Genomic DNA, 25,385 nt, shown 5'->3' with positions numbered 1-25,385 from the left:
CACTGAGAAGCCGAACCTCACGCTAAACTTTTTCACGAAATGGCATCTGATTTATCAGCAACAGTGTTTAACAGCGCTGTTTTGAAAGCAAAAGATCGTCTGATGGCCTTCGAAAAGCGACGTCCGGATCTGGGCGTACTGGAGGCTTTCGACAAGTACAAAAACGGGATTATCAATCCCACAGAGCACGCCCGTTTGCGGGCATCGGCACGACGTCCGATCGAAACCGTTGTTCGTAAGAAATCAACACCAACGGTGCTGTCGACACGTACGATCAGCGCAACGCCGAACGGCTCGCAAACGGCCAAAGTAACCCTGTCGTATAATACGTACGGTGGTGCGGTAGGTGTTACCGAAGCGATCAACGCGGACAACTACCTCGACGCAACCGATGATCTGGCTGGCCAGATTGAAGATTTGATCCGGGCGATCTGTCTCCAGCTGGAAACCGATGGTACTTCGTTCCTTGAGGCTGCGAAATACACCTCATTGCCAACATCGTCGCTGTTTGGTGCTCCGGTTTCCAACGCGTACGAAACGACTACAAAGGATGTGTTTATGCAACTGCCCGCGGCTCTGCGTAAGCTGGGTATGACTGGACCGTTCCACATGATTTCCAACGTGGAAGCGCTCGCTACTATCACCGAAAAGCAGACGTTTGGTGCGTATAACCAGCAGAATCTTGAAAAATTGCTGGCTGGTTACGAATTCGCGTTTTCGCCTTCGATTTCGGCCAACTCGGGTTCGTTCTCGAAAAACTACGTCATTCCGACTAACTCGCTGTCTATGGTGCAGTGGACGGAATTCGACTGTCGTAAAGGGATTGGTTCGTACGATGCGGGTAAGAAGTACTACACCATGCCGTTTACGTTTACCAGCCTAAGCGGGTACACGTTTACGATTGAATTTGGTGTAGTGTACGTCGGCGCCACGGTTGATAAAAGCGCGGTTATTCCGGGTCTGGAACGGTCTTGGACTGAAGCCTGGTATCCGTTCGTGGATATCGCCTTCGCCAAAGCGTATTCGAGCGATACGTCTTCGCCGATCGTTAAAGTCAACGTTTCGGCTGTTTAATCAAACACATTAGGAGTCAGACTAGGTTAGCTACTAAGCTGTGACTAGGCTGGCTCCTAATGGTATAGTGCTCATTACTTGTTTTCTCTCACAGTCAAATTCACAATCATGAAACGATTTCTTGTCCTCGCAGGCCTGAGCTTTTGCCTAGCCTTAGTCGCTTCTCCTCCTGAAGCCAAAGCCCAACAGTTAATGACTACGGTCACAAAGATCACCTCGACAACCGTTACGGGGGATGCCGTTTCGTTTGAAGACGTAACCAACAAAGTAGCGATGACCTATAAAAAAGGCATGTTCAGTGCGAAAACCGTGGGTTACTCGGGTGGTACCGTTACGTTTCGGGATTTACACAATGGCAAAACCATCTGGCAGGGTGCGGTAAGTGGTGTAACGATAACCGGCTACGCGACTGATAGTCTCAAGATACTTTACATAAGGCAATTCCTTCATAATTAGCGACACTTTCCGCTTTTATTCTGTACTCACCGGACGTCCGTATCGATCAACATCGGCGGACGTTTTTTCTTCTAAGACCTTATGCTGACTGCCCTCTTACTTCAAAAACTTCGCCCGATGATCGGTTTTCGGGCCAATGTCTTCGATCCTGCCGATGCTACGGATTATAAACTGACGAATCCGTTAAAAGCTACCTCGTCGGGTGTTACGCAGGATCAATGTCATGAACTCTTGCAGATACCGACGTTGTATCAAACCTACCCGAATAAACTGGCTGACTTTGGCGCTTATCTCGCTCAAACGCGTGACGATGCGATTCGTACAATGCTGGCTACGCTGGAAACCCGGCTCGCTGAGGTGGGACTAGCTTCGTTGCTGCTTAATCCTGTTACCTTGTTCAAGGGTATACCGACCGCGCCATCTGTTATCGCGAAGTCAGGTCGAACCGTCGGATTAATGATTGCAGCCATTCAGCGCGACGTGACCGTTACGATCGATCGTTTGTTGTTTTCCGGTTCAGCGGCCAGTGAGTTTTCGCTAAAGCTGATTTGCGTTGAAACGGGCATTGAAACAGTAGTTGATTCGATTACACCGAATGACTGGCAGGATTCAGGACTACAGCTGCGATCGGGGTATAGTTATTATCTGGTGTATAACGAGAATGATTTGGGCGATAGCAACCAGGCGAAGAATTCCTTTACATATTGGCCCAAACCTGCAAAGGGTTGCAAAGGCTGTGCAAAGGGATGTTTGACCAACTACGTTAATATCAAAGCGATTGTGCTAACGGATGGTATTCCAACGGCGGTCACTGATACCAATTTCGGGCTGAATCTTGTGCTTTCGGCCAGTGGTGATCTGTCAGGCCGGTTTGTTGATAATCCCATGCGGTTGTTACCGCTATTTCGTCAGCAGATGGCTATGACGTTTTTAGAGAAAATAGCCTATTCCGTTCGGAAGAATCCCGATACAGAAGATGCGCGTCAGGGGTCATTATTTGCGCTTACGGATAAGGATAATGCGAATCGGGTGCCGTTGCTATTTGAATCAGCTATCAAGTCGATTGTTAAATCTATGCAGGATGAAGCATCCAGGGCGATTGATGTCAATCAGGACGATGAGATATCTTGGGGTTCTATATAGATATGTGGGAATTCATCGGATTAATATGCTTCTGTTTAGCATTCTACTTAATGCTTGCCACACTAGGCTTTTGTCTGGTAATGCTTCTATTGGTAAGCATTGGCCGGGTTAAGATACTATTCGTAGGCAACGAGATAATATTCATTCGTAATGGTAAACGAACTCGTTGACTTCTTTCTCGCTCCACTGCGAAGGGTCGATATCCATCAGGTCGTCGCCGAATCGATCGATGCGCACGAAGATGATATCATTGATCTAAACCAAAGCCAACTCGCAGCGGGTCAACTCGCCGATGGTTCGGCAATCAAACCGTTTTATAAGCCCGTTACGATCGCCATTAAAAAGGCCAGAGGTCAGACGTCCGATCACGTGACATTACGCAACAAAGGTGACTTTTATCAGGGCTTTTATACCAAGCGGGTTAGCGATGGAACCGAGGTTTTGAGCCGTGATCCGAAAAACGATATGTTGGAGGCTAAATACACCGTGGATATATTCGGTCTGTCAGTTGCGAGTAAAGAGCAGTTATCCAATCGACTCCGGCCGACGATTCAAGACAAGTTTAATCAAGCCATGCAATGAAAAAGGTAGCAGTACTCAAGAATGCTCATACCAAAAAAGAGCAACAGGAAATTGGCGATCGATGGGCAAATTCTAATAATGAGCGAATGACTATCGGTGATACGTTAGAGCATGCTCGCCAACGATTAGCCAGTCAATCAACTGGAGGGGGAAAGTACCGAAAGAAGCCCGTAGTCATTGACGCTTTTGAATGGAGAGGGGATATTGACAGTTTTAAACTTGGTCAATGGCACGCCGAAATGGGTATCGGTTCAGAAGGGAAGTTTGTTGTCAATAATGATAGCACTGTTTCTATTCACACTCTTGAGAATGTAATGACAGCGAGTCCAGGCGACTTCATTATTCGGGGCGTAAATGGCGAATTCTATCCATGCAAGCCAGACATCTTCAAGAAAACCTATGAACCAGCCGAATAGAGTATTACCTCCGCATCCGGTACCATTAACCGACGATTGGAGCGAGAATGAATTCGATCGCTTTCGCGCGGTCGTTAAACGCATTTACGATAGCAGCTGGTGGACGTGGACCGATATGCAGGAAATGGAAACCTGTATACCTGGTCTAACCGAGCGATTAGCGATTACGTATGGCGTAACGATCGAAACGTTTGAAATGATCCTGTCGAATGGCAAAGGTTATTACCTGACGCCTGAACTAAAGGAAGACTTTTATAAAGGGTTTTATTATGAATAGCCATCCTCGTACGCTGACTGAAGCGATCAATCAAATCCGTGACAAGCTGGTTACGCTTGAATTTACCGACATCGTGCAGGGTCGAGCAATGCTGTTTGATGAAAAGCTCGCTGGTCAGGATCGCAGTCAGCCTAAACCAATGGTTCATGTTGGGAATGGCGAGTACCTGGACTGTCGGCCAAACGATACCTTTAAGTCGGTTATCTTTTTTGCCTCGAAGGATCTGGAGAAATCGGATTACAATCAGAATCGACCTTCTGGCCATGCGAAGAACCACGTCATTCGATCGACTCGTAACGTGTCACTGTATGGCTGGGTCAATATGAAGGCCATACCGGATCGCTATGACGATGGTAGCGGTTTTCCGGAATTGATTAAGATGGAGCTTAAAAAAGCGCTTCAAAACGCACGGTGCGTAACGCAGATTACGGGCTATCAGGATGGGCAGGTAAACGAGGTGTTTAAACCGTTTATCGTCAGCGATTTGGATAAGCAGTATGATAAATGGCCCTACTGCGCGTTTCGCATTGATTTGGCTGTATTGTGTATCGAGACGAATGTATTGGCAGGTCCACCTAATAATTACGTGTAATGGAACCCCTTCTAACCATATATGATGGCAAGAAACGCCAACGTATTCCAATCAGCGAGATTGAGTACCTGGCTGGCCTTGGCAACTATACGTATGTCCACATCCGTAACCAGCCGCCAATCCTAGTGTCGCTTACCCTCAAAAAGATGGCCGGTCGGTTGCCCGGTTTCCTGCGTATTCATAAAACTACGCTCGTAAACGCGTCGCATATCATCGGGCATAATATCCAAAAATCGCAGGATTCAATCGTATTACTCTCCAACGATCGTACGCTCGCTGTATCCAGACGTCGGAGTAATCTTGTTAAACAGCAGTTATGCAAACCGTAGTCGTTTCGGAGAGACTTTCGCTAAAGCTCTATAATTCGATTGAGAAATTCCCGGTCGAAAACGACCTATCGGCTCGTCAGTACGCAACAGCTATTTCGTCTCTGGCCAGTAATGATGAGGAGTTAGCCCATATGCAGGAGCGGGTTGATCTGTTTAGTCGCATGAATAAACCCGCTGAAGCGGCAAGAGAAGAAGCGAATATCAGACTGTCGAAATCACTGATCGAAAGTGGCTATGATCCCAAGTCGCTGGAATTCGCATGTTTTGTACATTCCGTTAATGGTAAACCTGTTACAAGTATCGACGAAGATGATCTAACCGCACTGATTGCCAAACTGCGCAAAGATGGACTGACAGACGAATTGATATATAGCTCACTTGAGTCGGCAAAAAAAGAAATGGAGCTTGAAATTCGGATGTACTTTCCGGCTCGACTGGCGAAAGGTCGTAAAATGAACAACCTGGTTAAGTATAAAGCCTATGGTGTTGCCCTGGCCGATTACTACCAGAATCCGACCGATGAAGCTAAACTCGAACTTGATAAAGCTACACTTGCCGTTGCCTTGATTCAGGATGTGTATACGTTTGGAATCGACAACAACGTAACGGCCGTCATGAAAACCGCGCAACAGGGCACCTATAATATCCTGATGGAATGCGGTGTGGTTGATCCTGAATCCATGAGCGTTTTCCAGTATTATAGCTGGATCGATACGCTTGAAAAGCGCTACGAAGAACAGAAACAGAGTTTAGCTAAGTCCCAGAAACATGCCGGTAAATGATGCTAATTTTTTGATGTGGTTTGCCGATGGTGAATCACAATTCGATTTAGGGCTACCTCGTCCGTTCGTTCGCGAACCCGAAGTACTTAGTCCGGTTGTCTGGCTTGTTCCGGGAGATATTGTTCGGTTTTACATCAATACAACCGATAATACGGCCATTGGCGGCACTTTGTTGATTGTCGATGAGCAGGGAAACGGTGTTGCAATAGCGGTACAAAGTCTATCCTTGATTGATTTTCCGAATGGTAGTCATACGTACGGCTCGTTTACGGTACCTAACAAACCAGAGGGTTTATATCGTCTCCAGCTGGGAGATTATGTGACTCAATACCTGTGGATGACAACGGCTGATAGTGCAGTCGATAAAACGGCCGTTGTTAGTTTTCGCAATGACGATCGGTTGGGCGGAGCGATCAATACGCGCTGGTCTTATCTAAGTAGTGCTTTTTTTCAAACGTTCCGGATCCGGCTGGCTGTTGATGGTATCGGCAATGGGACGAATAAAAGCACCTATACCTCCTCTACATCGGGCAAGAATAAACCGCTTTTCTCTCAGATGAACCGAACTGTACGATTCGTAACGCCTGAGTATGACTATTGGGGTCATCAAGCCATTATCGGTATGCTGGAGCATGATACGATCTACATCAACGATCGGTTACTGACGTTTAAGGAAGGGTACGAACCCAATATGAACCGGGGCGATGCGTTGTCGGAAGGGACATTTACTATGTCGGATGAAGCGGCCACTACGATTAAGCGGTAAGGAAAACGAAGCTATTGTGAATTATTGGAAAGTTTTGGTTTGGTTGACTTACTTAGATTAACTCCCTCATCTGGCGTCTTATTTTCGCTTTCATTGGTCCTTTTTCGTTGAATAATTGATGAAAGAACAGGAGCGAACACAGAAACGGCTAGACCTGCTAGAGAAACAAGTATAATATTGTATGCACGTTCAATGTCTTTATTAAGAGTTTCGAATTTCGCCTGATTAGCCGTTTTGTTATCCTCTATCTCACGCTTAATTAGCGGTATTTCAAGTACCTGGCTTGGGTCTTTGATAATTATACTCTCAATTTTAGCGAATCTCTTTTTAAGACTATCAAGGCTACGTTGGAAGACGGTTAATTGAGCATTTGAGCTAAGAGTAAAAGTAAGTGTATCATTTCCGTGTGGATGCTGTTGGATATTATCAAGCCTACGTTGTAATGAATCCAGTGCTTCACGTTGGTTTCTGAGCATTAGTTGCATTTCTCGTGATCTAAAGTTATCATCTTTTGTCGGATTGTAGACAAAACCAATAACTAAACCGCTAAAAGCAATCAACGCCCCAACAACAGAAAATATCTGTTCAACCCGTTTTGATCTCCTAGCCAATTGATTTTCTATAATGTCAGCCAATGGGTTAGCATCAAGGTTAGGTCTAGGTTTAGGGTAATCAGTAAAAGTTTGAGTCTTTGTGGTAGACTTTGCCATTAGATTTTATTTTTTGGTGTGTTTTTATTGTATTCAAATGTCAACATTTTTTCTTGCATATAATTTCGAACAAAATTCGCAATTATATATTTGTTCGAAATTATATGCACGCCATGAATCTTACGCCTAAAGACTCTAATCAGGGATTTCGTTGGATAATCACAGGGGTTATAATTGCATTTGCGGCAATCTTCGCCTACCAGTTTATAACTGCTCCTAAGCCGAAGGTTGATCCTCGTAAGGAAAAAATCGAGGCTTTCTTTTCTGGGTTTGATGGCTCGCATGCCGAATTAGAAGAGAAAATTAAGTCTCAAATGAAAAACCCAGATAGCTACAAACACGTAAAAACTCAATATGTAGACAAGGGGGAGACGTTGGATATACTGACAACATTTCGCGGAACAAATTCATTTGGTGGAATTGTGACTCAAAAAGCCGAAGCAACGATAAGCATGACAGATGGGCATATTATTGACTGGAAAATGCTTGAGTAGGTAAGCCTGGAATTCAAATCCGGCCTTTATAGTATCTTCACCCCTGACACTCCCCCTCAGCCGACTGCATCACCCTAAAAAGTTGATGCTTTATGGCTATTCTTCGCTCCGAAGACTTTTTCCCATTTGATGATTTTTCCGGCCAAATCAAAGGGCTAGAATCCCTTTTAGAAGGTGTTGGTCAGTCTGTTTTAACAATGACTGGCCGCATCAAGTCGATATATGATGCTAGTCAAAATGAAATAGCCACACTAAAGGCTGGTTTAAAAGGCATTAGTGAAGCTTCGGACAGTGCTGATAAAAAAATCGCTGAACATATCAGCTTAATTAGTCAGGCAGGTCAACGAACCGAGGCTTTTCGGCAGACACAATCTAACCTCACCGAAGCGCAGCGTTTAAACGCGCAGGTAGTAGCCGAACTCACGGCAAAGTTCATTTCACTCTCCGAGCGGTATAATAACCTCGATCGTAACGCCAAAGATTACGCCAAACAACAGCGAGCAATCCTGAATGAAACTAAAGTGGTTTCGCGAGCGATCGATGCGCAAAGTAAATCGCTTCAAGTAACAAAAAAGGCGATCGATGCAGCCGAAGGATCCTTTCAACATCTCGAAAAACAGACAAAAGAGCTACGGCAGACGCTCAAAGAAATGCCGAATGCGTTTGATCTGACGACGGGCGCAATCAATAGAAACAACCGGGCCGCAATGGATTTGCAGGCTCAAATTGAAAAGAACAGTAAAGCCCTGCTTGCCGCCGATCGGCAGATGGGCCTATCTCAGCGTAACGTCGGCAATTACGGTTCTGTTTTAAAAGATGTCACCAACGACTTAATAGGTTTCTCTAGTACCTCTGGTGCTATTGTAGCTGTTATAGCTGCCGTTAAGAATGGTATTGATATTGTTCAGGATATGGAGCGCTATGATGCTTCATTGAAAGAGGCAAGTCGCGACTCACTTGATTTCGTGCGTTCGCAGGAGTTTTTATTTGATCTATCTGGAAAGCTTGGTTTAAAATATGGCGACCTGGCTGAGAGCTATAAAAATCTAAAATCTGCAACCAAAGATACCAATCTTGAAGGCCGTCAAACAGAAAAGATTTTTACTGCTGTAACAACAGCAGGGGCAAAATTGCGACTATCGAGTGAGGCCGTTGACGGTACACTCAAAGCGTTGGTCCAAATGATCAGCAAGGGGAAAATCAGCGCTGAAGAGTTGCGTCAGCAGTTAGGTGAACACCTTCCCTCAGCACTTCGGTTGATGGCCGAAAGCCTAGGTGTTTCGACCTCTAAGCTGGATAAGATGATGCAGCAGGGAGAACTTATCTCCACTGAGGTAATGCCAAAATTCGCAGCTGAATTAGAGAAGGCTTTCGGCTTAAAACAGGGCGAAAAAATAGATAACCTTGCCTCTTCTACAACCAACCTTGCCAACGAATTCAGTCGTTTAGTTAAGCAGTTTAGTGATACAACTAGCATAATAAATTTCTTCAAAGCAATTACGGATGGGCTTGGTCATTCGCTCGGTGACATTCGACGCTGGCTAAAAGATGGGTCAGTACTCGAATTGTTTACATTTTTCGGGGCTGGATCACTCACCCGTCGTAATCAATTTCGGAAGGATAAGGAAGATGCGTTAGTTGCCTTTGGGGGCATGGACGCCAAGCAACGGCTGCAAAAAATAAAAGAGTTGCGAGATCAGGAATTGGCGGCTCAAAAAGCGGGGGATATCGATACCGCCAATGAACGGGCGGCTATTGCTCAGGCTTTATCAAAGCGCCATTGGCAGATGGTCAATTCTGAATACAAAGACGGACAACGTAAGCAGAAACAAAAAGAAATTGCGGACCTTGAAAAAGATGAAAACGACAAGGCTCGTTTTTTAAAACAATCCCTCAAAAAACGAACAGCTGAGATACTTGCCCTTGAAAAACAACTTGATAAGGATCCTAAGAATGAGTTGTTGGCGAAAAAATTAGAATTATATCAGCGTCTCGATGCCGAGCAGCGAGCAACAGATAAGCAAATCGCTGAACGAATTAAATCGCAGAAGGGCATCTCCGCTGAGAAAGCACAGCGCGAAGCCGATCGAAAATTGAGTCTGGCTATTGGCCTAAATCAGAAAAATACGGATGTCGCTACGTCGGCATTAGATACCTCATTTCAATCGGGTGCTATTTCTGAACGTGACTTTATCGATCAGCGACTCAAAATCCAACAGGACGGAATTCTCAAAGAGCAAGACCTACTCCGGAAGGCTGGTAAAGAGAGTACGGCCGAATACAAGGATACGCAGGTCCGACTCAACAACCTGGCCGCGGATTATATCAAAAAAAGGGCTGAAATCGAGCACAAGGAGTATAAAGATCAACTCGAAGCTACCAAATCCGAACTCGGTAAGATTGATGCTCAGGTCGCCGAAAGCCTAACGAATCGTCTGGCAGACATACAACTCGCTTATGATAATGAGGAGAATGTTATCAAGCTGGCCGTCGCCAAACGGCAAATGAGTCAGGAGGAAGGCGAGCGGCTCATTACCAAGGCCAGACTAAAGCAAATCAATGATTCGATTACAGCTTACAACGCATCGTACGATACGATCGAACAGCTGACCAAATCGAATGTCGATAAGCGGATCGCCTTTTTAGAAGATTTTAAAAAGCAATCGGTTGGTAACGACATCGCGATCGCCAGCGCTCAGAATGAGATTAATAAACTCAAGGAAGAACAGGCGGATCGGTTGGCTAAAAACGAAAAAAAACGGGCCAAAGATGTCGCTGATGCTAAGGTAGAAGCCAATCGTAAGGGTCATGAGCAGGAGGTAAAAGATGCAGAATGGGCAGAACAGCGCAAACAGATGCTCATCCAAAAGTCACTCGAAGCGGCAAGCGCCATTACCGATGCCTACTTTACCATTCGTGTTAATAACACCCAGGCTGAGATCGATAATCTACAAGCCTCAAAAGATCGTGAATTGCAGTTGGTGGGTGATAATGAGGAAGCGCGTGCGAAAATCGAAGCTGATTTTGAGCAAAAAAGTCGTGAACTCCGCCGTAAACAGATAGAACAGCAACGGGCTCAGGCAATCTTCTCGATTATCACCAATACGGCCGCAGCTGTAATTGGGAGTCTGGCGCAAATTCCGGCTCCAGCTGGTTTACCGTTCGCCATTTTAACGGGTGTTATGGGAGCGGCACAATTAGCCGCGGTTGCATCGGCTCCAATTCCACAGTACAAAACGGGTAAACGAAAGAGTGATTCGTACGAAGGTCCAGCGTTAGCGGGTGAGGCTGGTTCTGAGCTTTACGTTGACCGGGAAGGTTACGCCCAACTGTTCACTAAGCCGACTTACTTCCAAACCAAGAAAGGGGATACCGTTTATACAGCCGACCAGACCGCACGAATCCTATCAGACATGAATCGAAGCGATACGATCGGCCGCGCGATCGACGATATCGGATTCAACACATCGGTTGTTGATCGTATCCGTAAAGGTCGCGTTAGTGAACAGGCTGCTATCTACCAATTAGCCTTGAGTGGTAGTCCTCAACTTACTGAGTCAGGTATCGAACGAGCATTTGGTAAGGCTCTCGACGATCGGCCAGTCAACGAAACCCACATTGACGAGCACGGCATAAAACGACTTCTCCGTGAAGGTCAAAACCGGATGGAATACCGCGAACGGCGCTACAAACACGGCCGGTAAATCCCTGCAAATAGTCATCCTATCTGAGCGGTAGAAACTCGCCGAACCCAAATAAAACCATGCCTACAGAAATTATTTTAGATGCGTTCGGACGGAGCAAAACCTTACCCGGTGTCTACTCCGATTTCGCTCCGTTTTTCCGGCTGATTCACGTTGCGATCGATGGCACCAAAACGCCGTTTGAGATGGACGATGAGCCAATAGACTGGAAAAACACCCGATTCTCTCTGAAGCGCGATGCGGACCTGCACGGCGTCAATTACGAGTATAGTAACTCGTCGGTCGAATTCAACGGCAATGATCGCGACTTTATCAATTCGGTCTTTTTTACCGAGGGCGAAGATGCGACGATACTACTTCAATACGGTATTCATATACCTGAACTGAATGGTCAGGATGCTTACGATGTCGTTGAATACGAAGGTCGGCTCAACCTGGCGACTCGAAAAACAGCCGAACGTCGCGTGTCGTGCGACTTGGAGCGATCCAGCCTACAAACGCAGGTGAGCGCCCGTTGGGATGCGAATCTGAATCTAGCAGCTTCCAAATCACTCGATAACGTTTCCATCACTCCGCCAACATTCAGAAACATTACGCTTTCTCCGCAGTCGCTCGATGAGCGGTTTACGGCGAATCTACTTTCCAGTAAACGCGCTGAATCAACGTTTCCCGGTGATACCAACGGACACGTCTGGATTCAGTTCGATACCTCTCAGCCACAAATCGCCGAAATCGATGAACTGGCCGGGGGGCGTCCAATGGGTCTTTCCGAGTCGGATGGTCCAATCAATCTGGACGAATGGCTGTTTAAACTGGTTTCATCGGGCAATCGTCAGATTAAGATTGCCCTGACGTATGACCTATGGTTTACGGTCAAAAAACGCACGATTTCGATCGGTCCCGCTCGAATTACGGGCTATCGGCTCGATACGTTTTTAACGATCGTACGGGCCAATGGGGATCAACAGGACTTTCCAATCACTACGCCGTTATCCGACGGATTAGGCGTTCGTAACGTGAATGGCCAGTTACCAGCGAGCGGTTTTTCAGAATCCGAAGTCTCCATCACCGCATCAGGCACATTAGATGTTGCGCTCGACCTCAAAGCTGGTGATAAGATTTTCCTGTATGGTTTGCTGTGGTTTAGCCACAACAAGAACGAGCTACAGAGTACACAGGTAGCCGTTACGACCAAAACGCAGCGTATTTCGATTGTCGGTCGCTCGAAGAATCAGGCCAGTATTGCTCGCTGTTTACCCGTTTATGATGCGATGAATGCGGCTCTAGCGGTGATAACTGGCCTTCCTGACCGTTTTCGTAGTGAGTTTTACGGCCTACAGTCAGCCCGCTATCCGACTGACGGATGCGGCTCACGTCGGGTATTATTCAACGGATTTGCGGCCAGACAATTTAAAGCGCTCGACCGGCCGCTTTCGCTTTCGTTTCAGGATGCCGTGACCAGCCTATCCGCGATCGATGCGACGGGCCTACAATACGGGTTCGAACTCGATGATAACGGCAATCCGCTCGAAATCGTGACGATGAAGCCCGTACGTGAGTTTTTCAGGCCCGTCGAACTCATGCGCTTTGATGAAGTAGGCGACTATTCGGAGGAAAGTGTACCATCTGAGATTTACTCACAAGTCAACGTCGGCTACGAAAAATGGGTAGACGAAGGCTCAACCAGTCTGGAAGAGGTATTTACTACACACCAGGTCACGACGCCCATTAAACACGAATCGGGTACCAAACCCATTGTTTCCAAGCTGGTAGCCTCCTCGCTGGCCATTGAGAAAACGCGCCGGGAACAGTTTACCGATTCGCCCAAGGATGGTACGACCTTCGACGAGAGCGTGTTTATTCTGCAATGTAAATCCATTCAGAGCTATTCGGGGGCTGGTTCGCTAATTGCCGGACTGGTGAATTACATTATACAATTACCCGTTCCGCTCACGTGGTTAGCTGTTGGTCAGCGCATTACGCTATCGGGAACGGCATCAAATGATGGTACCTATACAGTAAACTATGTTTCCGATATCGCGCAACGCCCGTGGACGTTTTACGTCGCGGAAGATCTATCGCCCGAAGTACTGACCAGTTTGCAGATTGCTCCAGCTGCGGGCGTACTGGATTTACAGCCGGAAACGGGCGCTGATTTCGATCAGGTAACGGGCCTGCAATCCCCCAACGATACGTACAATTTGAGGCTTTCACCGGCCCGGATGTTATGGAATAACGTGCCATTATGGGCTGGCTGTTTGATCAATAAGGATAAGTATAACGTCATTAATCATAAGGCGGTAACGGAAACAGGCTTGATACAAGTCGCCTTTCGTAGACTGGTGATTTTCAATATCCTCATTACGGATATGTATATCGACTGGTTAGCCGCGGGCATGACAATTAGCGTCTCTGGCTCAACGGGTAACGATGGCCAGTACACCGTAATAGCCGTATCTCCACCCGATTACCGGCCGTGGCAATTCTTTGTCAAAGAGGTCATTCAGACCGAAACAGCGCCTTTAGTCAACATCTCCTTTGAGAAAATTGGCAATGACGATCTGTATGCTGCGGTCAACAAAACCAAGATTCCAAATAATAAGAATGTCGTTACGACTTTACCCGCGATCGACACGTGCGGACGTGCTGGCAGGGTATCGGAAGCGGACCCCTTGCAGGTTGATCAACTCATTCCGGAGCTTCTGTTTGTGCCCAGACGGATCCGGTTTAAACGTCGGCTATCACACGCCGAAATTCAGCGTCTTCGCCTTGGTCATATGGGGCTATTACCTACTGAGCTTGACACAAACGGCGATCCGGTTGATCCCAATTATGGGTATATCAGTCTACTGGATGAGCGGGGAATTCGGGTCGCTGGCTGGCTGAATGAGGTCGAATATAGCCGCGACAACGAGGAGGCTGTTTTTGAACTTCGTCAGACTGCGTTAGATTTGGCTGACACTACATCAGGGCTGGATTGCTCCCAGTTCGCCGGTTGGACGCTCGCGCAGGCTATGGCCGCCGATGAGCGTACCCGAAGGCGGATTGAATTATGTCGGTTTATCGACGTTGATCCACTGTAACCAATGGCCCTACCTGCTCCTCAGACTATACCGGAAAATGACATCATCCGCGAGATTAAAAACGTCGTGGATCATAATGCGGGATTACTGATCTCGGATGGCGTGGCTACGGATGATGGTTTTTCGCTGGAAACCTCATCGGGCGAAACGCTCGAGGTTGATCTGTCGGAAAAGTTTGTCACTAGGCCAGAGTTCGAAGAATTTACGGGTACCAATCCCGCAACTGAAGGTGAATCGGGTATCCTGCCGATCGCTACCGAAGCCGAAGCCAAACTCGGTCAGAACGATACCAAGGCGATGACTCCCCTTAAAGTTCTACTCCAGCTGGTGCAGATTGGCCTGGTGAAAGTGGACGAAGCGGGTAACGCATCGATCAATATCGAGCACCCTGTTTTTACGCTAAACGACGTGTTGGCAGAAGGTTCGATAACCGAAATTGTCGCCAAGTTTATGGGCGGTCTTGTCGCGAAATTGACCAGACTAGCCGAAGCGGGACCGGATGCAAATGCGGTGATGGTGGGCATGTCGAGCGATCATACGATAGTTCAGTTGGATCAGGTACCCGTACTGTCTGCTGTTACGGGCATTTTGGGCGTCAATCGACTGAATGGGGCTGATGTGGGTGGTCAGACTACGCTGGAGGTATTGGCCGAGAAACTAAAGCCTTTAATCCTCTCCACAACGCCAATCGGTGCCCCGCAGGTGCTTAATCCTATTCCTGACCAGACGATAACTGCGTCAGGCGACCAGACGTACCCCATTCCCGCAAATACGTTTTCAGGTACCAATGTACTGACCGCCCGAAAAGAAGACGGCTCTACGCTTCCGGTTTATCTGACGGGTAATATACTAACCATTCCCGGTCCTGTTGCCAATCAGGTCTTGCGCGTTAAAATCGTAGCGACCAACAGCGCGGGACTCAGCAACAATACCGTCTTTACGCTGACGATTGCCCGAACGGTAACGGATCTTCCCTATTTCCGAAAAATCAAGGAAATCTATATTGCTGGACTCAAAACGCTGAATATCCTCGCTGATACCAGTTATACAGGTTCTACGCTCTCTCAACTCCCATTTATTCGCTACAAACGAGCCGACGAAGCCAATTGGCGCAGCGATTGGGCCAATACGTTTTCAACGGCTGGCCAATGGGCACCCGAAGTAATCGCAGACGGTTACACACAGTATTGGTTTGGGGCGTTGCAGGAGGGTAGCGAGACGGTCACAAACGTTGTTGTTCAACTCAAACCGTACGCATCCGCGCCAGAATCGACCTGGCAGACGTTTAATCTGACTTTAGGTTCTGTTGATATTACGCAGCTTCTGTACGTATATGGCACATCGGGCAAAATAACCTTTGTTGCTGTCAAGCGGATTGCGGGTCCAGAGCAGTATTTAGCCGTGTACGTAGACGGTACCGGCAACAGTATGAATAGTAATCTGATTGCTACAGGCGATACGCCAACGTACGCCAATGGCAATCGGGCAATGACCTCAGCGGATGGACCTTACCCAAGTCCAGGTTTATTCGAAGGCTCGGTAAAGTTTGGGCAACTCTATGCCGGTGTACTCAACAAGTCGTATTTACTGGTAATTACCGACGAAGATGGGCACCCGCTATCCTTCCCGATTTCGCTTACCGACAGTACGCCCGTTGCGATTCTGAAAGATTACGACGAATCGGGAAATCCTGAGCCGCCCGATGATGGTAACAACGTAACAGGCGAAACCGTCGTACAATCGTCGAACCGTTCCCTACTGGTCATTGCTGTGCAGGAAAGCGGGGGTAAATATCGGGTTGCGCACACCAATGCGCCAAGTGGCGATAAACTATATCTGCTATCCGGTCAACCGTCCGACATTGGCAGCTTGCCGACGACCTACGACTACGAACCCGGTGACGAGGTTGAAATCACCTTCATTCAGGGCAAGACAACAGCCGATATGTTCTACGATTGGGCACCAACCGTACCCCGCGCTCAGGCCATTATTCGATTCGGACAACCTACTTAACTGCTATGCCAAAGTTTAACAAACCCGATTGGTTGTCAAGTCCTGATTTATGGGCTCCCCAAGTTCAGGTAAACCCTGACGTGCCCTACATTTCCATTCCAGGCAACAAGGTATTGTCGGTTAGCCCTAAAGTAAAAAACTTCAATGCCAGTTCACTTGCTGGCAAAGGAGGTATTACCCATTTACAGGCTACCGACGTTCCGACGAACATCCAACTAAACTGGCTGTATAACACGATTTTTAACGGTCGCGGCTTTACCGAAGGCTCACCCTATCGACTACACGGCATTACGCTCGACCAAATGCGCGGGGTTGCTAACAGCCTTCAAACCGCATCGTTCTACATGGACGAGTTAGCTGAAGGGTATTGGGGTATGCCCGTCGATGCACCTGAATATGTGTTTTTCCTGCAAGCCATGCAGGAAAAACACGCCAATCCCGCGCTTAACCCCAACAATTACCCACTTCGGTACGGCGGCACGTATGGCAGCTTTGCCAGTGCCGGACAGTGGAATTATTGGGAGTATATACCCATTACGGGCGGGGTGCATGAGTCGCCAAACGACCCGATGTTTAAGCAGTACTTGCAAAGCAAGTCGAAAGCGCAGGAATTAAGCGCCCGGCACTTTTCTACGTTTGCACAGTACGGGGTAGGCACTAACATTAAAAACTACATCGACCGGCCTGATTACTGCCACATTTACTACCTCAAAAAATTTGAGATGGAAGCCGCCTGTCTGGGTTACGGGCGCGTTGGCGGTGTTGGTAATGGGTTTATTCCCTATGTCGATTGGCCGAAGATTGAAGGTATAGGCACGACGTTGCACAGTGGGTATACAACCTCACGACGATTAAAGAATCCGGCTGGCTGGCTCGACGGTACCTACGAAACGCATCCACAGGTCGATTATGATTACCGGGTGGGTTGCGGCTTTGTGATTGGCTTCTGCTTGGGTAGTGGTTGGGTTACGTTCAACGTACCCAATCGCTACGGTACGAATCCCAATACCAAATCCGATCAACAAAACTGGAATCCTGACGTACCCGGTACGCCCGCGCCAACCTCATACCCGCAAACGACCTACGCCGACTACTATTTCGATGATATGTACCGGGGGGATGATGCGAGTTCGGAAGCTGCTTACTACTACTCGCAAATGTCATTTACGGAAGGTGAGCAGTGGAAATATGTTCCGTATAAGTTTCAGGGGTCGGATACGTGGATCAATCCGCAAACCGATCAGGGCACCGATCAGGGACCAACCACAACCATTTTGGAGCATGCCGCAGCGTTTGACGGCCCCTATGGATACGGTTCTACAGCACGCCGGGGCCGTCCTGACGTAATGGCTCGTATCAAAGGCTCAACGGTGCATTACTACGCGTTTGATCCGTCACTAGCGAAAGGGAAGCGTGAAATGATTACGATCAAGCTGACGGAAAGCAAACAGGTTTCGATCACGATTCAAGGCGGTGTTTTATACCCTGGCTACGACACGTTATAATAATGGCAGCACCTTTCAGTTGGATCGGCGCACTGGGCGCAACACTTTCCGAAACCTTCACGATCGATGCAGGCTGGCCGGGAGCCGTAACCGTACGTGCGTACGATAAGGTTGGCGAGGTATTATCGCCCTTGCCGTATGTGATGCAGCCAACTCCTGATTTACAGGGCGCGTCGCTGATCGTCACGTTTTCGCCGGTTCAGAGTAAAAAGCTGTCCAACAAAACGTGGATTGAGATTAGAACGGGTTCGGACGTTCGCTTCGCCGATTTTCTCTACATCGATCGCACGGCTCCGGGCACGGTCTTGCCAACCATTTCGGTCAATAATGTGCAGGGACTTCCCGCGCAGCTTGCCAGTATGAGTAGCGAGTTATCGCGACTCGATCAGACGAAGATCAACGGCGAAAACTCGGTTTCGGCAAACCAAACCGCGCAGAAAGCGACGGGTAACACCAAAAAGCTAATCTGGGAAACAGTTGGTAATGCATCGACGATTAAACGCTATGATCCCGCTGCGCTGGAAAAAGTAGAAGACGTATTTACCTCTAAAAACTAACCATGAAACACCTGCTTTCCATTCTGCTTATTTCGATTAGCCTACTGGCTCAGGCTCAGGTCACACTCAACGTGTATCCATCGGGCGACCGTATTTACGTCAACTCGCCCGATGGTAAAACACCCTATCCGGCTGGTGCGCTGACGTTCACCTCGAAAAACAATGCGATTAAAATCATGAGTGGGGCTACAACGATTTTCAATTGTACACCCGCTCAGTTTCTCGATAAGAACAATGCACAGTGGGGAGCAACGGCTGATCTGGCCGTTGATAATATCGTCACGGCGGCTAAATCCACCGCAGGTACTATAACTCCGGCAACTTTCGGAACAACAGCCCCGACGAACTACACGGCCAATACTAATCAATCCGTTACGACCACTAACGCAATTTACATTCTGGTCGAAAACCTAAGTACCAACAGCGGTTCAGCCTCCTGCACCTATGGTAATGTGACCTATTCGATGCTTCCCGGCGAAGGCAGGGAGTTTAAGGCATTTCTCGACGAGAGTTCAACTAAGTATGTCCCCATCATTCCTAGTTTAAGCCTGATTCCCAACGGTCAGGTAATGGCCGTAACCATTATCCCTAAACAGTAATGCATCCAACCATGAGAGCCATTAGTTTATTTTTCATCCTTCTTTCCACGATATCGGTTCACGCGCAGGGACAAGTTGGTTCACGCACGACCGAAGCTATTCTCTATCAGCAGACCGGCAAACGGCTTCTCACTGACGCGCAGATTGCCGCGTTTACGGCTAAAGGTCAAAGCCCGACGCCGGTTGGTAACTGGAATCCTGCAACCAACGTAGCAACGTTTACACCCTCAAATGCAACGGCTACGCTCGGTAGTTCAACAACGCTGGCCAATGGTTCGTATCTGCTAACCAGTACAACCGTCACAGCTGGAGTTAGCTCGACAGTGACGGGTTCGGCGCAAACGTTCTTTCAAAATGATTGGTTGATTGCCAGTAATGGGGTATGGATTAAAGCGAGCAACCCCAACGCAGTAACTACAGCATCGGTTGGACTCATCAACTTTGCTAGTGATGCCGCAAATCGAATCTTTAATTCAACGCCCTGGGATTTAATTAATACAAACGTATCGGTTAGCGGTTCGGGACTAAACGGCGGTACGGTCAGTACGGCTAACAGTCAAATTGTTTTACCATCGGGTCAAACGGGTACGTCCACCTTTTTGCAAAAGACAATTACGCTATCGGATTACCCAACCTATAAAGCGGGGCATACGCTCAAATTTACGCTTATCGTCAACGAATCGACAGCGGGTAGTTTTGATACGAAGTTGATTGCCCAACTCAACGTGCAGCGGTCGGGAACTCAGTTTAGCGTTGCAAGTAACGTCGCTTATACGCGCGTTACGACCACGCAGGTACGGGCGACGTTCGATTATACGGTGCTGTCGGGCGATACGCAGTTACAGCCTTTTTTACAGGTTCCTACTCAGTCCGCGCAACCAGCAAGTTATACCTTTACGTGGGGCAATACCTATATCTACGATGCAACCAACGAAACCGAAGCCGGTAGCGTAACCGACAGGTTCAAGACCGTTAATTCGGGTATAACGACCAATGCCAATGCGATCACGGCGACCAACGCGAATTTACAAGTCTACGACTTACTAACTGTTCCGACAGGTGGGGGGGCATTAAATGGGGCATCGATCAACACAACAGCCAATACGATCAACATTCCGGTTGGTCAAACGGGCGGCTCGACATTCCTACAAAAACCGATTTCGCTATCAACGACCAGTTGGGCCGTTGGCGATACGATTCTGTTTGCCAGTAACCTCTATGAATCCGTACCGGGCAGTTCTACCAACATCATAACCGGCCTTCGGATCAATGTAACACGTTCCGGATCGACCACGCAGAACGTGGGACTCAGTTCAAGCCTGAAGCGGTTCAATTCCTCGCAGGTTACGTATTTTACCAGGTATATCATTCAGTCGGGCGACACGGATATTACCCCGCTGATTCAGATATTCAACAGCACAACGGTAGCCTCTGCCTATACGTTTACCTGGGAGCCGTATGTGTATAATACTAATGCAAAGAGCGCGATTAATCCAATCACCAAACGGTTCAAAGATGTTGTCGATGGGTATACGACGCTGAACAATTCAACAACGGGTCTGATTGGCGATAATAAGCTGTATCCCTCAGCAAGCTATATCTCTACGGCTGGCGAAAGCTTGAATGGCGCTACTTCAGCGGGGACCAGCGTAACAGTCCCATCGGGTCAAACAGGGCAAAATGCCTATCGGACATTCAATTATCCAATCAGTCAGTTTGGGGATTGGGCCGACATGGTGGGAGTGCCGACGACGTTTTATTTTACTCTCAACACCAGCAGTTCACTAACCAGCGTACGCACGCTATTGATGCGTATCAACGTCAATCGCAGTACGAGTAATGTCAATGCGCAGGGGACGGGTCAGGTAATCAAAGTACTCGACGCAAACACAGCCCTTATCTCGATAACCTATACACCGACTTCGGTAGACACGCAGTTGGGTATTTATTTGCAATTTTCGGATAACACGGTTGCGGGATCAACGCAGTACTTTACCGTCACGAATTTCTATTATAATCACGCGGCTCCTTCTGGCTATCCGACGAGCAATAGTTATACGTTGAGCAAAGCCCTCGCCAAACGGGATGCGGATATAGCCGCATTGACTCAGGCTGTTAATGCAGGGCCGCAGGTAACAACGCTCACGGTTAGCCCTGACGGAACGAAACAGTACCTATCCGTCAAACTGGCCAACGATGCGATTACCGACGCTTCAGCTAGTAAGCCGTATGAAATTTTAGTCTATCCCGGCGTGTATACCGATACGGAATGGATTGTTAAATCGTACGTGACGATCCGGGGAACGGTGCGCGATCAATGCTGGCTCAAAGGCGAAAATCCTGATAATGCAACCGATGCAACCATTAACGGAACGTCAACACTTTGGCTACAGGGGACAGCGTCGCTTATCAACTTGCGAATCACGATGAAGAACGGGCGCTATCCGGTTCATTCGGAAGCGTCAGGCGCCAACGTAAACGCGGTTCACACAATTCAGAATTGTTACATTCAGCATTTGGGCAACGAAGATGCCAAAACGTGGCGCAACGCCAATCCCGGTTCGGGGATGCTGGCCAGTACAGTTTGGTCAAGTATGCATGCCTGGGGGTATGGCAGTGCGTCAGGCGTTAAGGAAACCTTCGATAACGTTACGTTCGTCTCTCCGTTCACCGGCTGGTACATTCACGACCGGGAAGATTTCACTAAAGCGACGATTAATGAACTACGTAACTGCCGGATTATTCGTACAGGGTCATTCGGCAATGTGCTAAGTATTCAACCGCTGGGTGCTGGTGTAACCAGTAGCGTAACGATTGATAATTCAGAAATTTCGCCGGGAACGATCAGCGTATCAGATAACCCCTGGATTTCGCAACTGGCCGCTAATCAGGTAGCTAATCACGGTCAGATTGCCGTAACAATTGCCAATTCCACGCCCTATCTGGCCTATCAGGACGCGACAAGAGGAACTGCTTTACGCATAACCAGCGCAACCAATACAGGCACCTCAACAGTGCGTTTTGCGGGTACAGCGGTAACGGCGGTTGTTGGCGCGGAGATCGACCGCGATGCGTCGGGAGGGTTGCAAGGTTCAGCCTATGGCACGTGGGATATTTCGGGCATTCTGGTTGGTATTGGTGGGAATGTCGCTGTCAATAACACCTTAGGCAAACGACTTGGCGACTGTAGTAGTACACCTAAATCGTTGTCTGTTACCTTCGATGGCGCAACCACGAAAGTCATTAGCTTCTCGCTGAATCACACAGCACAGAGCAATGCAACGATTCTAGCCTACATTAATTCGGCGCTCGGTTCGTCGGGTACCGCTGACGAGTTCAATCCGTCACTAGGTGAATTTTATCCGTCATTTCCAGAACGCCAACGAACACTCACTAATAATACAGCTATAGGTATACCTCGCTGGTCAGCCGTTGCCTACGATGCAAGTACAAATGGTGTAAGGATCATGACTACCAGCGATCCGGCCAGTTCGTTCATGGGTATTGCCCTTCACAATATTTCGCCTGGTTCAACGGGGCGTATCCTGACCGAAGGGGTGCTACTGAGAAGTCAGAGCCAAATCCTAGGTGTATCATCAACCATCAGCCAGGGGGCTTCGATTTCAATTTCGTCAACGGTCAATGGTCAGCTTGAAGTGAGTAGTAGCAAACCCATTGGTACGGCACGATTTGCAGCAGACGTTCTTTATTTCAAGGGTAACTAATATCCACGTAAGTACACTCGACCTAAAAACAGATGAAGGAGGCATACCAGTTTTACCAATCGACTCCGAGCGACGTACTGATCGCAATGTGTCTGTTTCTAGGCGCAATGGCCCGCTTGACCCGGAACGAAGCGATTAGCTTCTGGGCCGCGGGCAAGGAGTTTTACTACTCGCTGATTGTGGGCGCCGTGACGACCGGCTTTATTATCTGGCTGGCTAACTGGGAGCTAAAATCCGGCTGGTGGATTGCGCTCGGGGCTCCGATCTTCTGCTCGCTGATTGTGGACATTGTCAACAAGAAGGGCGAGCAGCTTCGCGATATGGACGTAAAGGAAACGGTTCTTTTCATTTTCGATGAACTTAAAAAACGACTCACCAAAACACCTACTGCGTAACTTGTATGAAAACCATTGTCGATTTACTCCTGTTTGCTTCGGCCGTTGGGTCGGTCTTTTTCGTCGCTGGCCTCGCCAACGTGCCCGCGCGGGTCCGCTACACCGTATTTCTGATTCCGCCCTCTTTTTTTCTGACGTTTCTTCTGCACATGCGATGGGGTAAACATCTGGATTTTGGATTGATTGCCATTGGCGTATCGATCGTAGCGTCCGCGCTGATTGGCTTTCAGTTTATTCACGAAACGCCCTTATCAAAAGACGTTCGAAAGCAACTACTCAAGCGCTTTATTACCATCTGTAGTCTGTCGGCACTCTCTGCAGGAGTGGTTACGGGCTTAATTCTTACCACACAAAACGAAGTGTCTGGCCAGAGTAATACCAGCATTTCGGTTCCACAGGCAAAGCCGGTTGTTCCAGCCGATTCGACTACGCAGGCGATTGATAACTTTTTTAAAGCCAAATAGCGATGCGCCAAAACGATAAACCGCTTATGTGGCTCGTCTGTAGCCTATTATTTGTAGCCTCGATTCTATTTGGGCTAGGAGCCCGCGCGCAGTCGTTTCCCTCGATTCTGAATCCGGATCCGGAGTACTGGCGAAAGCTGTATCTGACCGAAAAGGCCCGAGCGGACAATCTGGCCCGGTATGGCACGACGGCCATTGCCGGTTTACAGGCTTCACTCAAAGCCGCTAACGATTCGATTGTCAGGCAGAATGAAGCGATTGTGATTGTTGCGACTGACCGCAATTCAGAAACCGACCGGGCCAATAAAGCGGAATCCAAAGTAGCGAAACTGGAAAAGGATCGACCGAAAACCAAACTCGGTAAGATCTGGAAGGATGTGACGGGCACACTGCAAGTGGCTATACCTGCGGTAATTGTCGGTTTTGGAGCGGGTATAGCCGTAAGTGTTTTTAGATAATCAGCTCATGAAACCACTAACAGTAGACATACTAGTATCCTGCGGAGCCGATAAGAAGTTTGCCCCTCGCTACGTCGATGAGTTAAACAAAGCGCTCTCCGACTTCGGTATAAATACCCTGCTTCGGCTGGCTCACTTTCTAGCCCAGATGCTGCATGAGTCCGATCACATGCGGGCAACCGAGGAATACGCATCGGGAAGAGCCTACGAAGGTCGGATTGATCTCGGCAACATTCATCCAAGCGATGGCGTCAAATTCAAAGGCCGTGGAGGTTTTCAGCTCACAGGCCGAAAGAACTATGAAGCCTTTGCCAAAAAATACAAAATCGACTGCGTGAATAACCCTGAACTACTGGAAGAACCTTACTGGTGGGTTATCGTATCACTCGATTACTGGAAGACAAGAAATTTACAGGTTTATGCCGACAAAGATCAGATCTGGCAAATTAGCTGCCTGATTAACATCGGCCATATTCCTAAGCCAACGGAGAAGCGTCAACTACCGAATGGTTGGGTAGATCGTCAACAGTTTTTAGCCAAGTGCAAAACGGCACTGGCTCCCCTCTTTGCGTAAACGATTAGGTTGGAACGTAATAGACTGGCTTCGATGAGGTCAGTCTATTTTTATTGAAAATTTAATAAAATGATTTAGAAGTAGCTACCCTACTCTACGTTTTAGATTGCCGAGTCCATATTAGTTTGCGGTTCTTTCCAATCGCAAAACTAAAATGAAACTGATCTTCAAGATGAAAAAAATATAAGTACGTATAGGTAATGTTAAAATGTATTTTTCCGTAATCAATTGCTTGTCCATTAGAATAAATCTCAACCATTCTTTCAATAAAACTAGTTGCTTCATTACTTCTAACTTCTTTAGAAAGCTCAACGAAAGAATGATAATTTTTCACTGAATTATTCCCATCGGTATGTAGAGTGTCAAGTACTGATTCACTTTTTACATTATAAATACTAAAATTACTGTTGTTCTTTATTTCAATTGGAGTGACCAAAGGATCATTTTCATCAAATGCTCCTATTGGTGTTAAATCAATTTTGGGGAGGAAAAAAGTATAACCAGTTAAGCCAATACAAGCCAATACAGTACTAAGAATGACATTCCAAGCTGAAAATATTTTTTTATAAAAAGGCTTTGTTAAATTACTGGGTGCAGTATTCGAAACAGGTAATCGAGGTCTTTGCTTTTTTCGTTTCTGGTTAGTATTTGCGCTTTTCTGTTTCTTTTTCATCGAAGTTGCTATCA

24 protein-coding genes are annotated in these 25,385 nt (G+C 47.6%); 22 read left to right on the top strand and 2 right to left on the bottom strand.

Annotation, left to right across the window (positions count from 1 at the left end):
* Positions 1-39: 39 nt before the first annotated feature.
* From ACYVE4_RS11505 to ACYVE4_RS11460, 10 genes are all read left to right on the top strand, one after another.
* Complete coding sequence (locus ACYVE4_RS11505) at positions 40-1,074, top strand: hypothetical protein (protein WP_461039982.1); 1,035 nt, start codon at positions 40-42, stop codon at positions 1,072-1,074.
* Positions 1,075-1,182: 108 nt separating this feature from the next.
* A complete protein-coding gene (locus tag ACYVE4_RS11500) occupies positions 1,183-1,530 on the top strand; it encodes a hypothetical protein (RefSeq protein ID WP_461039981.1) in 348 nt (115 codons plus the stop codon).
* Positions 1,531-1,611: 81 nt separating this feature from the next.
* Positions 1,612-2,673, top strand: a complete 1,062-nt coding sequence (locus ACYVE4_RS11495) for a hypothetical protein (protein WP_461039980.1) — start codon at positions 1,612-1,614, stop codon at positions 2,671-2,673.
* Between the two features lie 150 nt (positions 2,674-2,823).
* A complete protein-coding gene (locus ACYVE4_RS11490; protein ID WP_461039978.1) occupies positions 2,824-3,255 on the top strand; it encodes a hypothetical protein in 432 nt (143 codons plus the stop codon).
* A complete protein-coding gene (locus ACYVE4_RS11485) occupies positions 3,252-3,671 on the top strand; it encodes a hypothetical protein (RefSeq protein ID WP_461039977.1) in 420 nt (139 codons plus the stop codon). The genes ACYVE4_RS11490 and ACYVE4_RS11485 overlap by 4 nt, the downstream gene beginning before the upstream one ends.
* On the top strand, positions 3,655-3,948 hold the full coding sequence (locus ACYVE4_RS11480) for a hypothetical protein (protein ID WP_461039975.1): 294 nt from the start codon (positions 3,655-3,657) through the stop codon (positions 3,946-3,948). Before ACYVE4_RS11485 ends, ACYVE4_RS11480 begins: the two co-directional genes overlap by 17 nt.
* Positions 3,941-4,540 (top strand): hypothetical protein, encoded by a 600-nt coding sequence (locus ACYVE4_RS11475; RefSeq protein ID WP_461039974.1) that lies wholly within the window; start codon positions 3,941-3,943, stop codon positions 4,538-4,540. The genes ACYVE4_RS11480 and ACYVE4_RS11475 overlap by 8 nt, the downstream gene beginning before the upstream one ends.
* Positions 4,540-4,869: a LytR/AlgR family response regulator transcription factor gene (locus ACYVE4_RS11470; protein ID WP_461039973.1), complete on the top strand. Its 330-nt coding sequence runs from the start codon at positions 4,540-4,542 to the stop codon at positions 4,867-4,869. Before ACYVE4_RS11475 ends, ACYVE4_RS11470 begins: the two co-directional genes overlap by 1 nt.
* Complete coding sequence (locus ACYVE4_RS11465) at positions 4,857-5,651, top strand: hypothetical protein (RefSeq protein ID WP_461039971.1); 795 nt, start codon at positions 4,857-4,859, stop codon at positions 5,649-5,651. Before ACYVE4_RS11470 ends, ACYVE4_RS11465 begins: the two co-directional genes overlap by 13 nt.
* On the top strand, positions 5,638-6,417 hold the full coding sequence (locus tag ACYVE4_RS11460; RefSeq protein WP_461039970.1) for a hypothetical protein: 780 nt from the start codon (positions 5,638-5,640) through the stop codon (positions 6,415-6,417). Before ACYVE4_RS11465 ends, ACYVE4_RS11460 begins: the two co-directional genes overlap by 14 nt.
* Before the next feature lie 11 nt (positions 6,418-6,428).
* Here the strand turns inward: ACYVE4_RS11460 and ACYVE4_RS11455 are convergent, their stop codons facing one another.
* Positions 6,429-7,127 carry a hypothetical protein gene (locus ACYVE4_RS11455; protein ID WP_461039969.1) on the bottom strand — a complete coding sequence of 233 codons (699 nt, stop codon included), beginning with the start codon at positions 7,125-7,127 and terminating at the stop codon, positions 6,429-6,431.
* 113 nt (positions 7,128-7,240) lie between these two features.
* Here ACYVE4_RS11455 and ACYVE4_RS11450 point away from each other — a divergent pair, with 113 nt between their 5' ends.
* The 12 genes from ACYVE4_RS11450 to ACYVE4_RS11395 all read left to right on the top strand — a co-directional run bounded on the left by ACYVE4_RS11450 (position 7,241) and on the right by ACYVE4_RS11395 (position 24,698).
* Positions 7,241-7,621 carry a hypothetical protein gene (locus tag ACYVE4_RS11450; RefSeq protein ID WP_461039967.1) on the top strand — a complete coding sequence of 127 codons (381 nt, stop codon included), beginning with the start codon at positions 7,241-7,243 and terminating at the stop codon, positions 7,619-7,621.
* Between the two features lie 92 nt (positions 7,622-7,713).
* Entirely contained in the window at positions 7,714-11,325 is a 3,612-nt protein-coding gene (locus tag ACYVE4_RS11445) for a tape measure protein (protein WP_461039965.1), read from the top strand.
* Between the two features lie 59 nt (positions 11,326-11,384).
* On the top strand, positions 11,385-14,408 hold the full coding sequence (locus ACYVE4_RS11440; RefSeq protein ID WP_461039963.1) for a hypothetical protein: 3,024 nt from the start codon (positions 11,385-11,387) through the stop codon (positions 14,406-14,408).
* A gap of 3 nt (positions 14,409-14,411) precedes the next feature.
* Complete coding sequence (locus tag ACYVE4_RS11435; RefSeq protein WP_461039961.1) at positions 14,412-16,421, top strand: hypothetical protein; 2,010 nt, start codon at positions 14,412-14,414, stop codon at positions 16,419-16,421.
* A gap of 5 nt (positions 16,422-16,426) precedes the next feature.
* A complete protein-coding gene (locus tag ACYVE4_RS11430; protein WP_461039960.1) occupies positions 16,427-17,926 on the top strand; it encodes a hypothetical protein in 1,500 nt (499 codons plus the stop codon).
* 2 nt (positions 17,927-17,928) lie between these two features.
* Positions 17,929-18,483 carry a hypothetical protein gene (locus tag ACYVE4_RS11425; RefSeq protein ID WP_461039958.1) on the top strand — a complete coding sequence of 185 codons (555 nt, stop codon included), beginning with the start codon at positions 17,929-17,931 and terminating at the stop codon, positions 18,481-18,483.
* A 2-nt stretch (positions 18,484-18,485) separates the two neighbouring features.
* Positions 18,486-19,082, top strand: a complete 597-nt coding sequence (locus ACYVE4_RS11420) for a hypothetical protein (RefSeq protein WP_461039957.1) — start codon at positions 18,486-18,488, stop codon at positions 19,080-19,082.
* A gap of 11 nt (positions 19,083-19,093) precedes the next feature.
* A complete protein-coding gene (locus ACYVE4_RS11415) occupies positions 19,094-22,807 on the top strand; it encodes a beta strand repeat-containing protein (RefSeq protein ID WP_461039955.1) in 3,714 nt (1,237 codons plus the stop codon).
* Between the two features lie 32 nt (positions 22,808-22,839).
* Positions 22,840-23,202, top strand: a complete 363-nt coding sequence (locus ACYVE4_RS11410) for a hypothetical protein (protein WP_461039954.1) — start codon at positions 22,840-22,842, stop codon at positions 23,200-23,202.
* Between the two features lie 5 nt (positions 23,203-23,207).
* Complete coding sequence (locus ACYVE4_RS11405) at positions 23,208-23,666, top strand: hypothetical protein (RefSeq protein WP_461039952.1); 459 nt, start codon at positions 23,208-23,210, stop codon at positions 23,664-23,666.
* Positions 23,667-23,668: 2 nt separating this feature from the next.
* Positions 23,669-24,124 (top strand): hypothetical protein, encoded by a 456-nt coding sequence (locus ACYVE4_RS11400; RefSeq protein WP_461039951.1) that lies wholly within the window; start codon positions 23,669-23,671, stop codon positions 24,122-24,124.
* A gap of 7 nt (positions 24,125-24,131) precedes the next feature.
* Complete coding sequence (locus ACYVE4_RS11395) at positions 24,132-24,698, top strand: glycoside hydrolase family 19 protein (protein WP_461039950.1); 567 nt, start codon at positions 24,132-24,134, stop codon at positions 24,696-24,698.
* 94 nt (positions 24,699-24,792) lie between these two features.
* On the opposite strand, the gene ACYVE4_RS11390 is transcribed toward ACYVE4_RS11395, so the two are convergent.
* The gene (locus ACYVE4_RS11390; RefSeq protein WP_461039949.1) at positions 24,793-25,371 is read right to left on the bottom strand and encodes a hypothetical protein; all 579 of its coding nucleotides are present in this window, start codon (positions 25,369-25,371) and stop codon (positions 24,793-24,795) included.
* Between the last annotated feature and the right edge of the window lie 14 nt (positions 25,372-25,385).

This window comes from Spirosoma harenae, from assembly GCF_054776975.1.
Note: the sequence above shows the minus strand (reverse complement) of the source record. Positions and strands in the feature narration are given on the sequence as shown.

Bases quoted from the DNA above. Each gene is read 5' to 3' on its own strand.
- ACYVE4_RS11505 (WP_461039982.1), top strand. From the start codon at position 40: ATGGCATCTGATTTATCAGCAACAGTGTTTAACAGCGCTGTTTTGAAA.
- ACYVE4_RS11500 (WP_461039981.1), top strand. From the start codon at position 1,183: ATGAAACGATTTCTTGTCCTCGCAGGCCTGAGCTTTTGCCTAGCCTTA.
- ACYVE4_RS11495 (WP_461039980.1), top strand. From the start codon at position 1,612: ATGCTGACTGCCCTCTTACTTCAAAAACTTCGCCCGATGATCGGTTTT.
- ACYVE4_RS11490 (WP_461039978.1), top strand. From the start codon at position 2,824: ATGGTAAACGAACTCGTTGACTTCTTTCTCGCTCCACTGCGAAGGGTC.
- ACYVE4_RS11485 (WP_461039977.1), top strand. From the start codon at position 3,252: ATGAAAAAGGTAGCAGTACTCAAGAATGCTCATACCAAAAAAGAGCAA.
- ACYVE4_RS11480 (WP_461039975.1), top strand. From the start codon at position 3,655: ATGAACCAGCCGAATAGAGTATTACCTCCGCATCCGGTACCATTAACC.
- ACYVE4_RS11475 (WP_461039974.1), top strand. From the start codon at position 3,941: ATGAATAGCCATCCTCGTACGCTGACTGAAGCGATCAATCAAATCCGT.
- ACYVE4_RS11470 (WP_461039973.1), top strand. From the start codon at position 4,540: ATGGAACCCCTTCTAACCATATATGATGGCAAGAAACGCCAACGTATT.
- ACYVE4_RS11465 (WP_461039971.1), top strand. From the start codon at position 4,857: ATGCAAACCGTAGTCGTTTCGGAGAGACTTTCGCTAAAGCTCTATAAT.
- ACYVE4_RS11460 (WP_461039970.1), top strand. From the start codon at position 5,638: ATGCCGGTAAATGATGCTAATTTTTTGATGTGGTTTGCCGATGGTGAA.
- ACYVE4_RS11455 (WP_461039969.1), bottom strand. From the start codon at position 7,127: ATGGCAAAGTCTACCACAAAGACTCAAACTTTTACTGATTACCCTAAA.
- ACYVE4_RS11450 (WP_461039967.1), top strand. From the start codon at position 7,241: ATGAATCTTACGCCTAAAGACTCTAATCAGGGATTTCGTTGGATAATC.
- ACYVE4_RS11445 (WP_461039965.1), top strand. From the start codon at position 7,714: ATGGCTATTCTTCGCTCCGAAGACTTTTTCCCATTTGATGATTTTTCC.
- ACYVE4_RS11440 (WP_461039963.1), top strand. From the start codon at position 11,385: ATGCCTACAGAAATTATTTTAGATGCGTTCGGACGGAGCAAAACCTTA.
- ACYVE4_RS11435 (WP_461039961.1), top strand. From the start codon at position 14,412: ATGGCCCTACCTGCTCCTCAGACTATACCGGAAAATGACATCATCCGC.
- ACYVE4_RS11430 (WP_461039960.1), top strand. From the start codon at position 16,427: ATGCCAAAGTTTAACAAACCCGATTGGTTGTCAAGTCCTGATTTATGG.
- ACYVE4_RS11425 (WP_461039958.1), top strand. From the start codon at position 17,929: ATGGCAGCACCTTTCAGTTGGATCGGCGCACTGGGCGCAACACTTTCC.
- ACYVE4_RS11420 (WP_461039957.1), top strand. From the start codon at position 18,486: ATGAAACACCTGCTTTCCATTCTGCTTATTTCGATTAGCCTACTGGCT.
- ACYVE4_RS11415 (WP_461039955.1), top strand. From the start codon at position 19,094: ATGAGAGCCATTAGTTTATTTTTCATCCTTCTTTCCACGATATCGGTT.
- ACYVE4_RS11410 (WP_461039954.1), top strand. From the start codon at position 22,840: ATGAAGGAGGCATACCAGTTTTACCAATCGACTCCGAGCGACGTACTG.
- ACYVE4_RS11405 (WP_461039952.1), top strand. From the start codon at position 23,208: ATGAAAACCATTGTCGATTTACTCCTGTTTGCTTCGGCCGTTGGGTCG.
- ACYVE4_RS11400 (WP_461039951.1), top strand. From the start codon at position 23,669: ATGCGCCAAAACGATAAACCGCTTATGTGGCTCGTCTGTAGCCTATTA.
- ACYVE4_RS11395 (WP_461039950.1), top strand. From the start codon at position 24,132: ATGAAACCACTAACAGTAGACATACTAGTATCCTGCGGAGCCGATAAG.
- ACYVE4_RS11390 (WP_461039949.1), bottom strand. From the start codon at position 25,371: ATGAAAAAGAAACAGAAAAGCGCAAATACTAACCAGAAACGAAAAAAG.